This window comes from Rhodopseudomonas sp. AAP120 (assembly GCF_001295845.1).
Lineage (GTDB): Bacteria > Pseudomonadota > Alphaproteobacteria > Rhizobiales > Xanthobacteraceae > Rhodopseudomonas.
Genome location: NZ_LJIC01000019.1, coordinates 1 through 13,369 on the forward strand (window position 1 = coordinate 1; position 13,369 = coordinate 13,369).

Genomic DNA, 13,369 nt, shown 5'->3' on the forward strand with positions numbered 1-13,369 from the left:
GCCTGGGGCGCCCTCACCCCAGCCCTCTCCCGCAAGCGGGAGAGGGAGCGCGCTGCGGTTTGGGGCGGCCGAGGTGGGAAACGATTGCGGCCGATACTCATCACGCTCCGATACTCATCAGCCTCTAGCTCGGCGTCTCAGCTCCCCTCCCCCTTGCGGGGAGGGGTCGGGGGTGGGGGTCCCCAGGCACTGCGCCGGCGAGGCTCCCTGAACGCTGCGCCTGGGGCGCCCTCGCCCCAGCCCTCTCCCGCAAGCGGGAGAGGGAGCGCGCTGCGGTTGGGGCGCGCTTATCAAGCGACAGAACAGCGACTACTGAGTGCTGGCGGTGCGGTCGGGTACTGTCGGCGCATCGACTGGCGCCGTGTTCGGCACGCCGCCGAACAGCGCCTGCTGCTCCTGGCGGCCGGCTTCAATCAGGCGGCGGCTGGCGGATTCGATCTGGTCGCTGACGGTGTCGAAGAACTCGCGCCGCGACATTCCGGCCGGCAGGGGATCGAGAAACTCGACCACGATCGTGCCCGGATAGCGCATGAACTGCCGCCGCGGCCAGAACAGGCCCGAATTCAGCGCGACCGGCAGGCACGGCACGTTGCAGTCGGAATAGATCTGCGCGATGCCGGCCTTGTAGCGCGGCGGCGCGTCGACCGGGGTGCGGGTGCCTTCCGGGAAGATGATCAGTTGCCGGCCGCGGTTGACTTCCTCGCTGGCACGCCGCGCCATCTCCATCAGGATGCGGCCGCCTTTCTGCCGATTGATCGCAATCATGTCGGCCTTCAGCAACAGCCAGCCGAAGAACGGAATCCAGGTCAGCTCGCGCTTGAGGATGTACAGCGGCTCGTCGAAATGCTGCAGCAGCGCGAAGGTCTCCCACATCGACTGATGCTTCGGCGCGACGATCAGCGGCCCCTGCGGAATCTTGTCGAGGCCGCGGAATTCGACCTTGGTGCCGCACACCATTCGCATCAGCCAGATGCTGCTCTGGCCCCACAGCTTGGCGACCTTGATCAGCGCGCGGCGGGGCAGCAGGAAGGTGGGGATCGCGACCAGGATCCAGAACACCAGCAGCAGATAGAACAGCACGTTGAAGATCAACGAGCGGATGAAAATACGCGTCATCAAACGATCCGGTCAGTTGGCCAGCGCCGTCGCCGGCCTGCGGGCTGCCGGCTCGGGCGCCTGCTCGGACGACTCGGGCGCGATGTCGAGCCCCAGCCGCGCCAGCCGCACCCGCGCTTCCACGGCGAGATATTTGACGTATTCGGATAGCAGCAGCCGCATCGTCGCGCCACTGGTCCACCACACCTCGTCGCGCCATTTGTCGCCGATCACCGAGAACGGGATCAGCTCGATGTCCGGCATCACATGCGACATCTCGGCGATTGCACGCGGCATGTGGTAATTGGAGGTGACGACGATCAGCGAGCGGAAGCCGCGCTCGGTCGCCCAGCGCCGGGTCTCGACCGCATTGCTGCGGGTATTGACGGCGGAGCGGTCGAGATCGACGCAGCAGCCGAACCAGTCCTTGCTCTCCGGCACCGAGCGCGAAATGTCGCTGGCGCCGTTGGTCCGGTGCACGCCGGAGATCAGCAGCCGCTTGCCGTAACCGGCGGCCAGCAGTTCGACCGCGTCCGACACCCGCGACGAGCCCCCGGTCAGCACAACGATGCCGTCGGCGACGCGGGACGGCTTCGACTCCTCGACGCGGAGCTGCATCAGGAACACCAGGAAGCCGCCGACGCCCAGCAGGCCGAGCGCCAGCACCGCTAGCGCGGCGGCGCGGAACAGCCCAACGCGACGCCTCGGCCGGTCCGGGCGCGCGTCGGGCGCAAGCTGGGCAGAACGCGGATCCATCGGTGCCGGTATAACCTCGATTGCGGAATGTCGATGCGGCTCCGTTGGTCGAACCTCGCTGGCCGGAAGCCGCCCGGACTCTAGTGCGTTTTCGGGCGAAAGGGAGTCCGCCGGGCGTCCAAACTGCGCCCCGCCCGGCGCCGCTGCGGCGCCGTCATTCGATCGAATTCAGGGTGCTGAACAGCGTCCGGCGAGACGCCAGCGCGGTGATGGCGGCGATCAACACGGCCTGCCCGGCCAGCGCCAGATAGCCGCTCGGGCGCAGAGAGAAGGTTCCGAGCAGCGCGGCGAATTGGTCGCCGACCGGCGTGCCGGAAAACCACGTCGCGACGGATTCGGAGAATCCGAACACGAACACCGCGGCGCCGCCGCCGATCAGCCCACCCTGCAGGCCGAGCATCAGAAAATGGCGGAAGAACCGGTCGGCGATGAAGCGGTCGCTGGCGCCGACGAAATGCAGCACTTCGACGATCGGCCGGTTGGCCGCCATCGCGCCCCGCGTGGCGAACGACACCGAGATGATGGTGGCGACGATCACCAGCGCCAGCACGCCGATTCCGGCGAACACCGTGGCGCCGGTCATCGACCGCATCCGCTCGATCCAGGCGCGGTGATCGTCGACCGTGGCGGATGGCGCCGCCTGGGCGATGCGCCGGCGCAGATCCGCGAGGTCGAGCGCGGTGCCGGGTGCGATCCGCGCCACGATCACCCGCGGCACCGGCAAATCGTCGAGCGACAGGCCGGTGCCGAGCCAGGGCTCGAGCAATTTGGCCGACTCTTCCTTGGTGAAGGGCCGCACATCGACGATCCCGGGCTGGTTGCGCACCACCTCGGCCACGGTCGCGGCGTCGCGGTCGAGGCTGCGGCCCTGAATTGGGCGGACCTGGACGGTGAGTTCGCTGGCGACGTCCGACTGCCATTCTGCCGCCGACGCGCTGATCAGCAGCACCACGCCGGTGGTCATCGAGGCCAGGAACGCCATGATCGCCACCACCGCGACCAGCGCGCGGCCGGCGATCGACGCCCGCGGCACGATCGGGGACTGGTTGCGGGCGCGCGCCGGCAGCTGCGGGCGTTCGTCACCGAGATCGACCATCGCGTCGCGCGGATCGGTATATCGCGGCGGCCTATTCATAGATGTGCAGCCGTCCCTGATGCAGCACCAGCCGCCGCGCCTCGTACTGGTCCATCAGGGTGATGTCGTGGGTGGCGATGATCACGGCGGTGCCGGATTTGTTGAGCTCGATGAACAGCCGCAGCAGCCGGCGGCCGAGCGTCGGATCGACATTGCCGGTCGGCTCGTCGGCGAGCAGCAATTGCGGCCGGCCGATCACCGCGCGGGCGATGGCGGCGCGCTGCTTCTCGCCGCCCGACAGCACCGGCGGCAGCGCGTCCATGCGGTCGCCGAGCCCGACCCATTTCAGGAGGTCGATGACCTCCTTGCGGTAGCTCGACTCGTCGCGGCCGGTGACGCGAAACGGCAGCGCGACGTTCTCGTAGGTGGTCATATGGTCGAGCAGCCGGAAATCCTGCAGCACGATGCCGATGCGCTGACGCAGCGCCGAGACTTCGTCCTTGGTCAGCAGCGACACGTCGCTGCCGAACAGGTTGACCAGGCCACGGGTCGGCCGCAGCGACAGGAACAGCAGCCGGAGCAGCGAGGTCTTGCCGGCGCCCGAGGGGCCGGTCAGAAACTGGAAGGAATGCGCCGGGATCGCGAAATTGAGATCGCGCAGGATCTCCGGACCAAGCCCGTAGCGCAGGCCGACATTTTCGAAGCGGACCACGATTCAGCTCCGATACTCACCGGCGCAGCGGAACAGGGCACGCCGCGCCAACTGCCCCTGCGGAGGTTGTGAGGCGGTTATGGTTTCCGATTCGTTAACGGACGCCGGATAGGCTCGGGCGAGGAACACAGCCAGCGATTCGTCATGCATATCGTTTGCCCCCATTGTACGACATCCTATGCGATCGATCCGGCGAAACTGGGCGACAGCGGTCGGACCGTGCGCTGTTCTCGCTGCAAGGAAGTCTGGCTGGCGCGGCCGGAAGACGTGATCCAGACCGACGCACGTGTCGCGGCGATGACGGTCGAGGACCAGCCCCAGGCCGACGATCTGGCAGACGATCCGGGCTGGGGCGTGACGGACGAGGAGCAGGATACCCCCGTCGTCGACAGCCCGCCGATCGCCGCCGAAATTCCCACGCCGGACGACCGCGACGTATTCACACGCGCGCCCGAGCCGGAGGAGATCGCCGAGCCGGAGCCGCGCAGCAGCCGCAAGCGCGGCAATCGCTCGTTCGGCTCGCGCCGGCAACGCGGCTTCAAAGCTTTGATCGCGCCGCTGAAGCAGGATCCGATCGGCACGCTCAAATCGACCCTGAACGCCTCGACGGCCTGCGCCGCGTTCGGTTCGCTGGCGCTCGGCCTTCTGATCTGGCGCGCCGACGTGGTGCGGATGCTGCCGCAGACAGCGACGTTCTACCGGCTGGTCGGCTTCGAGGTGAATTTGCGCTCGCTGGCCATCAAGGACGTCAAGGTCACGCGCGAGATGGTGGAGTCCAAGCCGGTGCTGGTGATCGAGGGCATGATCATGGGCCTCGGCCGCAAGCCGGCGGATTTGCCGCGGCTGCGCTTCGTTGTACGCGACGACCACGGCACCGAGATCTATGCCTGGAACGCCGTGCTGGAGCAGACCGTGCTGCGCCCCGGCGAGCAGGCTTGGTTCCGGTCGCGGCTGGCGTCGCCGCCGGCCGAAGCCCGCACCCTCGACGTGCGTTTCTTCAACCGGCGCGACATCGCCACCGGCGGCGCCTAGAGGTTTGCGTTCGGAGTGAGTCGAGCCGAGCTCCCGATCGTTGTCATCAAGCGTTGCTCGACGCCGACCGGCCGCAGCGACGGCCGTCTGCCTGGGACACTGGTATGTCGCGAATCCTGATCGCCGATGACGAAGAATCGATGCGCCTGCTGGTGGGGCGGGCCATCGCGATGGACGGCCACGACATCACCACCGCCGAAGACGGCAGCGAGGCGCTGGAAATCCTGGTCGAGAACGACGGCCGGTTCGACCTGCTGCTGACCGACATCAAGATGCCGATCATGGACGGCATCGCGCTGGCGCTCGCCGCCGCCCGCGATTTCCCCGACCTCACCATCCTGCTGATGACCGGCTACGCCGACCAGCGCGAACGCGCCTCCGGCCTCGACGCCATCGTCCACGACGTCGTCACCAAACCCTTCTCCGTCGCCGACATCCGCACCGCCGTGGCGGACGCCCTGGCGGCGAAGAAGAAGATCTGATCGAGCGCCCTCCCCAAGCCGCAGCCCGCTCCCTCTCCCGCCTGCGGGAGAGGGCTGGGGTGAGGGCGACGCGGGCAGTGAGTCAGCGCCTCGTTGATAGGAGTGCCCTCACCCGCCGCGCTTCGCGCGTCGACCTCTCCCGCAAGCGGGAGAGGTTGCGCAGTGCTCGGCGCGAACTAATCGCTCAGTAATCCTTCAGCAGCCGCTCGATGTAGTCGAGTTCGATCTGCGGGCGGTTGGTGTCGCCGAGGCGGCGGCGGAGTTCCTCGAGGATGCGGCGGACGCGCTGGACGTCGATCTCGCCGGGGATCTTCACCGACAGATCGTCGCCGAATTCGCGGCCCTTCAGCGGCCGGCCGAGCGGGTCGGTGTCGTTGCCGCTGCTCTGCTGACGGCCGGGCCGGTTGCCGGGACCATCGCCGGGGCCCGGCTGATCGCCCTGCTGCATCGCTTCGGCGAGTTTCTGCGCGCCCTTGCGCAGCGCGTCGAGCGCGCGGCCCTGCGAGTCGACCGCGCCGTCGGCGTTGCCTTCGCCGAGCCGGCCCTCGGCGTCGCCCATCGCCGAATCGGCCTGATCGAGGCCGCCGTCGCCATCGCCCTGCTCGCCTTGCTGACCCTGGCCCTGCTGACCCTGCTCGCCCTTCTGGCCGCGCTGGCCCTGCTGCTGACCCATGCCGCGCTTGGCGAGCTCCTGCTGCAGCTTGCGCAGCCGATCCTGCAGGTTCTGCTGATCCTGCTGCAGGTCGCCGAGATTCTGTTCGCCCTTCTGGCCGCGCATCCGGTCGCGGCGCTGGTCCTGGCCCTGCTTGAACGTCTTGTCGCGCAGCTGCTGCTGCTTGCGGATCATGTCGCTGAGCTCGTTCATGGCCTGCTGCATGTCGTCGTCGCCGCCCTGGCCGGGCTGCGCCATCTGCAGGTTCTCGAGCATCTGGGCGAGCTGTTCGAGCAGTTGCTTGGCGGCCTCCTTGTCGCCGGAGCGCGACAGCCGCTCCATGCGCTCGATCATGTTGTTGAGGTCCTGCTGCCGCATCACCTTGGTGTTTGGATCGAGCGGGCGCGCGAGCTGCTGCGGATTGTTCTTCAGCTGCTCGGCGAGCTGGCGCATGTAGTTGTCGAGCGCGGCGCGCAAATTCTCGGTGAGCTGCTTGATCTCCTCGTCGGAGGCGCCGCGTTCCAGCGCCTGCTTGAGCGCGTCCTGTGCGGCGCGCAGCGCCTTCTCGACGTCCGACGTGTCGCCGTCCTCGATGCTGAGCGCCAGCGCCCACAGATTGGCGACGACCTCGCGCAGCTGCTCGTCGGTGCGGGCGCGCTCGAGCTGATCGGCGATGGTGTAGAGGCCGAGATACTGGCCGGCGTCCGGCGTGAACGCTTCCGGCGCGATCATCAGCGCATCGAGCGCCGTATAGACGTCGCCGTTCTTGTTCGCATCGAGCGCCAGGATGCGGCGCTGTTCGATCAGCGCGCGAGCCAGCGGCTTGGTGAACAGCCGCTCCGGCAGCCGCATCGTATGCGGTTCGCTGCGCCCTTCATTACCGGCCTCGTCCTTGGCGGTCAGCGTCAGCGTCACCTCGGCGCCCGCATAGGGATCCTCGCTGAGATCCCTCACGGTCTGGCCGACGCCGGCGCGGGTGCGCGCGTTCGGCAGCGTCAGCGGGAATTGCGGCGGCTCGAACAGCGGCCGCGGCGAACCGGCCTTCTGATCGACGGCCGAAACCACCGGCGCGATCACCCCATAGGCTGCGACGACGCCGTAGTCGTCTTCGATCTTGTAGGAGAGCTGCAGCGAGCCGCGCGCCTGCCGCTCCGGCTCCTTGGCGAGCGCGATCGACGGCGCATGATCCGGCGTCGCCTTGAAGGTCCATTTCGGCTGGCCGGACGGCGCACGCACCTGCGCGGTGCCGTCGCCCGTGATCTTGAAGTGCTGCTCGCTGGTGCCCGCAGGCGCCTGCCCCTCGGCATTGGCCTCGACCACACCGCCGCTGATCGCGACGTCGAGCGCACCGCCGCTGGAGCGCACCAGCAAGGTCGAGCCGGCCGGCACCGGCACCGCTTCGCTAGCCGCCAGATCCTTGTTGGCGGCCGACAGGATGATCGGCGGCTTGTTTGTATAGACCGGCGGCGTCACCCAGGCGTCGACGCGGACATTCGGCCCTGCCAGCGCGCCGTTCCAGTCGAACGCCGCCGCGACTCGCGCGCTGCGCTCCTCGCCGGCCGCCACGAAGGTCGCCACCAGCAGCACCGCGACCAGTGCGCGCAGCGCCCAGGGATCGTGCTTCGGCAGTCGCGGCGCCGGCAGGCCGGCATGGATGCCGCGCAGCGCCGCCAGCGTCCGCTCGCGCTGCACCCGCCACAGCGCGCGCGCGACCGGATCGCTCGAGGCCAGCGTGTCGGTGAGCGCGGTGGCCGGGCGATGCTTCAGCCCGGTGTTGCGATCGAGCCGGGCCAGCGCGTCATCGCGGCTCGGCCAGCGGAACTTCAGAACCGGATAAAGCGCGACCAGCGCCAGCCCCAGGAACAGCGCCAGCCCGACCATGCGGCCGGTGAACGGCAGCGCCAGCCACAGGCCGGCCCAGGACGCCGCGAGGAACAGGCCGACGACGCTGAGCACCCGGACCAGCAGCGGCCAGCTTCGCTCCCAGGCGATCGCGAACGTGGCGCGTCGCAGCGCCGTGTCCAAGCGCAGCCGCGCCAGCGCGTCTGGATCCTGCGGGGTCTGCGACGGGTCGGGACTGCGGCCGCTCAACAAGCTCTCCGGGTTGTACGTACGACAGCCTACCACAGCGGCGGCAATGAGGCACCTCACAGCCGCGACCGTCATGCCGCTGTCGTCCCACACGAATGCGTGACGGCGCTGACTTCAGCCCGTAACGTCCCGGCGCTTCAACCAGAGGATCGACGATGGACAAGACGACCCACGACAAGGGGCTGGAAATCCGCAAGGCCGTGCTCGGCGAGGCCTATGTGGAGAACGCGCTGAAGACCGCCGACGACTTCAACAGGCCGTTTCAGGAACTCGTCACCGAATATTGCTGGGGCGCGATCTGGAGCCGCGACGAGCTGCCGCGCAAGACCCGCAGCATGCTGAACCTCGCGATGATCGCGGTGCTCAACCGTCCGCACGAGCTGCGCGCGCATCTCAAGGGCGCGCTGACCAACGGCGTCACCAAGGACGAGATCCGCGAGATCTTCATGCAGGTCACGTGCTACGCCGGCATGCCGGCCGGCGTCGACAGCTTCCGCATCGCCCGCGAAGTATTCGCCGAGGTCGACAAGGGCTGAGACGCGCCGGCCGCTGCTCGCCGCGCGCTACATCATCCGCGGCAGCACGTCGGCCTTGGGGTTCTTGTCGAGAAAGCGGTGCTTCAACGCGCCGGCGACATGCAAGGCGACCAGCCCGAGCAGCGTGTAGGCCAGCACCTTATGCAGGAACTGAAACACCCGAAACGCCGTGTCGTTCTTCGGCAGCAGCTCCGGCACATGCAGCCCGAAGAACGTCACGCCGTCGCTGTGCGCATAGCTGCTGGACATGGCGTAGCCCATCAGCGGCACGATCAGCACCAGCGCGTAGATCGCCACATGCACCACATGGGAGAGCACGCGTTCGTGCTTCGGCAGCTCCGCCGGACCGGGCAGCCGCGACACCGCGCGGATGCCGAGCTGCACCAGCACGATCAGCAGCACCAGCAGGCCGAAGGATTTGTGCAGCGGATACAGCTCACCGAACCGCTCCGCGGCCTCATCGTCCAGCGACGTCATGAACCAGCCGACTCCGATCAGCCCGAAGATCAGCAGCGCGCGCAGCCAATGCAGCACGCGCAGCGAGGGTGGGTACTTGTCGACCGACACGGATGTCGCGGGCTCGGCTTGGGTCATCGGTGGTCCTGCGTGGAAATTGCGGGGATGTTGAGCGAGGGACCGGTGGCGAATGTAAGGCTCGCGCAGCGCGTGCACGAACCAGCTCCGCGCACCGAGGCGCGCGTTAAGGTTGATCGGTTAGGTTAAGCGGGGGTTTCAATTGCCGCGCCGCGCAACACCGATAGGTTGAACCCGTCGCGCGTACCCGCCGGACGCCGCACGTTCCCGGCGGGATTGCAAACGTGCGATCGGGACCGCCAGTCTTTTGTCCGCCGCGTGCTGGCGGTCCCACTCCGCTTGGCCTAATCGAGAATTGCTCAAAGCGATCGGTCTTTCCAGAGGGCCGAACTCCTCATCCTGAGGAGCACGGCGAGCCGGGCGTCTCGAAGGATGTGGCCACGCATCCCATGCGGCCCATGGTTCGAGACGGCGCTGCGCGCCTCCTCACCATGAGGTTGTACTTGTGGCGATGCATCATCGAGCCTGCTTCCGCGCGAAGCGGAACCGCTCTATCAGCTCACAGCCACGGCGCCGGCTTGTCCATCGCGATCAGTTGTTCGACTTCGATCCGCGGGCGGACCACCGCGTACTGATCGTCCTTCACCAGGACTTCCGGGACCAGCGCGCGGGTGTTGTAAGTACACGCCTGTACCGCGCCGTAAGCGCCGGCCGTCATGATCGCGATCAGGTCGCCGGCCTTGAGCTCCGGCAGCTTGCGGTCGAGCGCCAGGTAATCGCCGGTCTCGCAGACCGGGCCGACGACGTCGGCGGTGATCAGCTTCGCGCCGGGAGCCGGCTCATTCACCGGCAGAATCTCGTGATACGCCTCGTACAGCGTCGGCCGGATCAGATCGTTCATCGCGGCGTCGATGATCACGAAGGTCTTGCCGTCGCCGTGCTTCACGTAGATCACCTGCGCGACCAGGATGCCGGCATTGCCGACGATCATCCGGCCGGGCTCGAACAGCAGCGTGCAGCCGAGATTATGGGTGACGCGCTTGACCATCTCCGCATAGGCGAACGGCTCCGGCGGCGCGTCGCGATCCTCGTAATACGGAATGCCGAGGCCGCCGCCGAAATCGACATGGCTGATCGTATGGCCGTCGCCGCGCAGGACGTGGACGAACTCCGCGACGATGCGGAATGCCGCTTCCATCGGCGCCAGGTCGATGATCTGGCTGCCGATATGCACGTCGACGCCGCTGATCTGAAGGCCCGGCAGCTTGGCGGCGCGGGCATAGACCTCGCGCGCATGCGCCAGCGGAATGCCGAACTTGTTCTCGGACTTGCCGGTGGAGATCTTGGCGTGGGTGCCGGAGTCGACGTCCGGATTGACCCGGATCGAGATCTTGGCAGTGCGGCCCATTTCGACCGCGAGCCGCGACAGCAGCTCGAGTTCAGGCTCGGACTCGACGTTGAGGCACTTGATGTCGTAACTGAGCGCGGCGCGGAGTTCCGCCTCGGTCTTGCCGACGCCGGAGAACACGATCTTGCTGGGCGGAATGCCGGCCGCCAGCGCGCGCTGCATCTCGCCGCCCGACACCACGTCGGCGCCGGCGCCGAGCTTGGCCAGCGTGCGCAGCACCGACTGGTTGGAATTGGCCTTCATGGCGTAGCAGACTAGCGCGTCGGTGCCGGCGAAGGCTTCGCTGAACACGCGGTAGTGCCGTTCCAGCGTCGCGGTCGAATAGCAGTAGAACGGCGTGCCGACCTCGCGCGCCAGCACGGCAAGGCTGACGCCTTCGGCGTGCAGCACGCCGTTGCGGGTGTCGAAATGACGCATCGCGGATCAGTCCAACAGCGGGTCGAGGAGGATGCGCTTCTTCTGGCCCTTGCCGGCGACGGGCGGCGCATTGGTGCCGTAGGACGGGTCGAACACGTCGCCCTTCGCGGCCGGCGCGGCGGAAGCCGTCGGCGCTCCGGGCGTATCGGCGGCGCCCGCCGGAAGGTCCAGCCCGCCTTTACGGCCGCAGCCCGCGAGGGCCAGCGTCGCCACAGCGATCACAACAAGCGCCCATCGGGATGGGCCGGCAGTGCGGTTCACGTCGAAATCCCCAATTGCGGCCGCATTCTACAGAGAACGCCCGGCCGTGGCGAGCCCCTGCTTCAACCGGCTTTTCGCTCTTTTTCGAGGCGCTTCAGCCAGGCCTTGGCCTGGGCGCTGACGTTTTTCGGCGCGGTGCCGCCATAGGAGGTGCGGCTCTTCACCGACGAATCGACGCTGAGCACCGCCAGCGCCTCCTTGGTGATGCGCTTTTCCACCGCCTGCATCTCGGCCAGCGGCAGCTCGTGCAGCGCCACGCCGGCCTTGGCGGCGAGGCCGACGATCCGGCCGGTGACGTGATGGGCGTCGCGGAACGGCATTTTCAGCGTCCGCACCAGCCAATCGGCCAGATCGGTGGCGGTGGCGTAGCCTTCGCCGGCCGCCGCCCGCATCTTGTCCTGCTCGGGGACGATATCGCGGACCATGCCGGTCATCGCCCGGATCGCCAGCGACAGCGCCGCAAAACCTTCCATCGCGCCTTGTTTGTCTTCCTGCATGTCCTTCTGATAGGCCAGCGGCAGCCCCTTCATCACGATCAGCAGGCCATTCAGCGCGCCGATGACGCGGCCGGTCTTGGCGCGAACCAGCTCGGCGGCGTCCGGATTGCGCTTCTGCGGCATGATCGACGAGCCGGTGGTGAACTTGTCGGAGAGCCGCACCAGGCCAACCAGCGGCGAGGTCCAGATCACGATCTCCTCGGCGAAGCGCGACAGATGCACCGCGCAGATCGAGGCGGCCGAGAGCGTCTCCAGCACGAAGTCGCGGTCCGACACCGCGTCGAGCGAATTGGCCATCGGCCGGTCGAAGCCGAGCTTCTGCGCCGTCGCATGGCGGTCGATCGGGAACGAGGTGCCGGCCAGCGCCGCGGCGCCGAGCGGGCTTTCGTTGAGCCGCTTGCGGGCGTCCTGGAACCGGCCGCGGTCGCGCGCCGCCATCTCCACATAGGCCATCAGATGATGCCCGAAGGTCACCGGCTGCGCGGTCTGCAGATGGGTGAAGCCCGGCATCACGGTGTCGGCATGCTCGAGCGCCCGTTCGGCCAGCGCCTGCTGGAAGCTCGCCAGCGCCGCATCGGTCTGGTCGAGCACGTCGCGAACATAGAGCCGGAAATCGGTCGCGACCTGGTCGTTGCGCGAGCGCGCGGTATGCAGCCGCCCGGCGGCCGGACCGATCAGCTCGGACAGCCGGCTCTCGACGTTCATATGGATGTCTTCGAGCGCACGCTTGAAGGTGAATTTGCCGGCGCCGATCTCTGACAGAATCGTGTCTAGACCCTTGCCGATATTTTTCGCATCGTTCGCGGTGATGATGCCCTGCGCGGCGAGCATGGCTGCATGGGCCTTGGACGCGGTGATGTCCTGGGCGTAGAGATGCCGATCGACGTCGATCGAGACGTTGATCTCTTCCATGATGGCGTCGGGGCTCTCGGCGAACCGGCCACCCCACATCTTGTTGCTCTGCCCGCCGCCTTTTTGTCCGCCGCTCACTGTCCGCTCACGATCATGCCCGCCTCAACTTTGCCTCAAGCCCACCAGCCTGCGATTCTGTCCGAACTGCCGAGTCCGAGTGCCCGATGACTGATACCCGACCCGACATCGTCCCGCCACGCCGCAAGGGCCGCAAGACGTTGATTTTGGCCGCGATGGCCGTGCTGGTGGTCGCCGGAGCAGCGGGGGTATACGGGATCGCCGGGCTGCAGCGCAATGCGGGCGATCCCACCTGCCGCCCCGCCGTGGCACTGGCACAACAGCTCAAGCCCCTGGCCCGCGGCGAAATCGCCGCCGTGACGGTCGCCGCCAAGCCGCTGAAGCTGCCGGATCTCGCGTTCGAGGACGGCAGCGGTCAGCCCAGGAAGCTGTCGGATTTCCGTGGCCGCACCGTGCTGGTCAACCTGTGGGCGACCTGGTGCGTGCCGTGTCGCAAGGAGATGCCGGCGCTCGACAATCTCCAGGCCAAGCTCGGCAGCCCGCAGTTCGAAGTGGTGGCGATTAATATCGACACCCGCGATCCGGCCAAGCCGAAGAAGTTTCTCGAGGACGAGAAGCTGACCAAGCTGAGCTTCTTCAGCGACGCTTCGGCCCGGGTTTTCCAGGACCTGAAGAACGTCGGCCGCGCGCTCGGCATGCCGACCTCGGTGCTGGTCGATGGCCAGGGCTGCGAGATCGCCACCATCGCCGGCCCGGCCGAATGGGACAGCGCCGACGCGCTGGCGCTGGTGAACGGCGCACTGCCGAAGTAACCGCCGCGACAATCGGCCCCGGCCACGGCCTGTCGGATGCCCTTACGATCGATCGTCTTGCTGACAGCCGCGGACGCGG

Annotated in this window: 13 protein-coding genes; 4 read left to right on the plus strand and 9 right to left on the minus strand. The window is 67.6% G+C overall.

Annotated features, from left to right (window positions below; genetic code table 11):
- Positions 1 to 309 precede the first annotated feature (309 nt).
- The 4 genes from IP86_RS04350 to ftsE form a co-directional block, all read right to left on the minus strand.
- Positions 310 to 1,116, minus strand: a complete 807-nt coding sequence (locus tag IP86_RS04350) for a lysophospholipid acyltransferase family protein (protein WP_054161297.1) — start codon at positions 1,114 to 1,116, stop codon at positions 310 to 312.
- A gap of 12 nt (positions 1,117 to 1,128) precedes the next feature.
- Entirely contained in the window at positions 1,129 to 1,851 is a 723-nt protein-coding gene (locus IP86_RS04355) for a YdcF family protein (protein ID WP_054161298.1), read from the minus strand.
- A 154-nt stretch (positions 1,852 to 2,005) separates the two neighbouring features.
- Positions 2,006 to 2,986, minus strand: a complete 981-nt coding sequence (locus IP86_RS04360; RefSeq protein ID WP_054161299.1) for a cell division protein FtsX — start codon at positions 2,984 to 2,986, stop codon at positions 2,006 to 2,008.
- Complete coding sequence (gene ftsE, locus IP86_RS04365) at positions 2,979 to 3,638, minus strand: cell division ATP-binding protein FtsE (protein WP_054161300.1); 660 nt, start codon at positions 3,636 to 3,638, stop codon at positions 2,979 to 2,981. Before ftsE ends, IP86_RS04360 begins: the two co-directional genes overlap by 8 nt.
- Positions 3,639 to 3,782: 144 nt before the next feature.
- On the opposite strand from ftsE, the gene IP86_RS04370 reads away from it, so the two are divergent.
- Together IP86_RS04370 and IP86_RS04375 are read left to right on the plus strand one after the other, a co-directional pair.
- Entirely contained in the window at positions 3,783 to 4,670 is an 888-nt protein-coding gene (locus tag IP86_RS04370) for an MJ0042-type zinc finger domain-containing protein (protein ID WP_054161301.1), read from the plus strand.
- Positions 4,671 to 4,774: 104 nt separating this feature from the next.
- A complete protein-coding gene (locus IP86_RS04375; RefSeq protein ID WP_054161322.1) occupies positions 4,775 to 5,152 on the plus strand; it encodes a response regulator in 378 nt (125 codons plus the stop codon).
- Between the two features lie 184 nt (positions 5,153 to 5,336).
- Here the strand turns inward: IP86_RS04375 and IP86_RS04380 are convergent, their stop codons facing one another.
- Complete coding sequence (locus tag IP86_RS04380; RefSeq protein ID WP_054161302.1) at positions 5,337 to 7,895, minus strand: TIGR02302 family protein; 2,559 nt, start codon at positions 7,893 to 7,895, stop codon at positions 5,337 to 5,339.
- Between the two features lie 155 nt (positions 7,896 to 8,050).
- Here IP86_RS04380 and IP86_RS04385 point away from each other — a divergent pair, with 155 nt between their 5' ends.
- Complete coding sequence (locus IP86_RS04385) at positions 8,051 to 8,431, plus strand: carboxymuconolactone decarboxylase family protein (protein WP_054161303.1); 381 nt, start codon at positions 8,051 to 8,053, stop codon at positions 8,429 to 8,431.
- Between the two features lie 27 nt (positions 8,432 to 8,458).
- On the opposite strand, the gene IP86_RS04390 is transcribed toward IP86_RS04385, so the two are convergent.
- The 4 genes from IP86_RS04390 to argH form a co-directional block, all read right to left on the minus strand.
- Positions 8,459 to 9,025 carry a cytochrome b gene (locus tag IP86_RS04390; RefSeq protein WP_054161304.1) on the minus strand — a complete coding sequence of 189 codons (567 nt, stop codon included), beginning with the start codon at positions 9,023 to 9,025 and terminating at the stop codon, positions 8,459 to 8,461.
- A gap of 499 nt (positions 9,026 to 9,524) precedes the next feature.
- Positions 9,525 to 10,790, minus strand: coding sequence for a diaminopimelate decarboxylase (gene lysA / locus IP86_RS04395; protein ID WP_054161305.1), 1,266 nt, complete (start codon positions 10,788 to 10,790; stop codon positions 9,525 to 9,527).
- Positions 10,791 to 10,796: 6 nt separating this feature from the next.
- Positions 10,797 to 11,051, minus strand: coding sequence for an LPS translocon maturation chaperone LptM (gene lptM / locus IP86_RS04400; RefSeq protein ID WP_082363841.1), 255 nt, complete (start codon positions 11,049 to 11,051; stop codon positions 10,797 to 10,799).
- Positions 11,052 to 11,113: 62 nt separating this feature from the next.
- Entirely contained in the window at positions 11,114 to 12,499 is a 1,386-nt protein-coding gene (gene argH, locus IP86_RS04405; protein ID WP_054161323.1) for an argininosuccinate lyase, read from the minus strand.
- Positions 12,500 to 12,624: 125 nt separating this feature from the next.
- Here argH and tlpA point away from each other — a divergent pair, with 125 nt between their 5' ends.
- Positions 12,625 to 13,290 carry a thiol:disulfide interchange protein TlpA gene (gene tlpA / locus IP86_RS04410; RefSeq protein ID WP_054161307.1) on the plus strand — a complete coding sequence of 222 codons (666 nt, stop codon included), beginning with the start codon at positions 12,625 to 12,627 and terminating at the stop codon, positions 13,288 to 13,290.
- The last annotated feature ends 79 nt before the right edge of the window (positions 13,291 to 13,369 follow it).

What these genes read in the sequence shown, in the direction of transcription:
- tlpA (WP_054161307.1), top strand. Translation starts at nt 12,625, where the DNA reads ATGACTGATACCCGACCCGACATCGTCCCGCCACGCCGCAAGGGCCGC.
- lysA (WP_054161305.1), bottom strand. Translation starts at nt 10,790, where the DNA reads ATGCGTCATTTCGACACCCGCAACGGCGTGCTGCACGCCGAAGGCGTC.
- IP86_RS04350 (WP_054161297.1), bottom strand. Translation starts at nt 1,116, where the DNA reads ATGACGCGTATTTTCATCCGCTCGTTGATCTTCAACGTGCTGTTCTAT.
- IP86_RS04355 (WP_054161298.1), bottom strand. Translation starts at nt 1,851, where the DNA reads ATGGATCCGCGTTCTGCCCAGCTTGCGCCCGACGCGCGCCCGGACCGG.
- IP86_RS04370 (WP_054161301.1), top strand. Translation starts at nt 3,783, where the DNA reads ATGCATATCGTTTGCCCCCATTGTACGACATCCTATGCGATCGATCCG.
- IP86_RS04390 (WP_054161304.1), bottom strand. Translation starts at nt 9,025, where the DNA reads ATGACCCAAGCCGAGCCCGCGACATCCGTGTCGGTCGACAAGTACCCA.
- IP86_RS04360 (WP_054161299.1), bottom strand. Translation starts at nt 2,986, where the DNA reads ATGAATAGGCCGCCGCGATATACCGATCCGCGCGACGCGATGGTCGAT.
- IP86_RS04375 (WP_054161322.1), top strand. Translation starts at nt 4,775, where the DNA reads ATGTCGCGAATCCTGATCGCCGATGACGAAGAATCGATGCGCCTGCTG.
- IP86_RS04385 (WP_054161303.1), top strand. Translation starts at nt 8,051, where the DNA reads ATGGACAAGACGACCCACGACAAGGGGCTGGAAATCCGCAAGGCCGTG.
- argH (WP_054161323.1), bottom strand. Translation starts at nt 12,499, where the DNA reads ATGTGGGGTGGCCGGTTCGCCGAGAGCCCCGACGCCATCATGGAAGAG.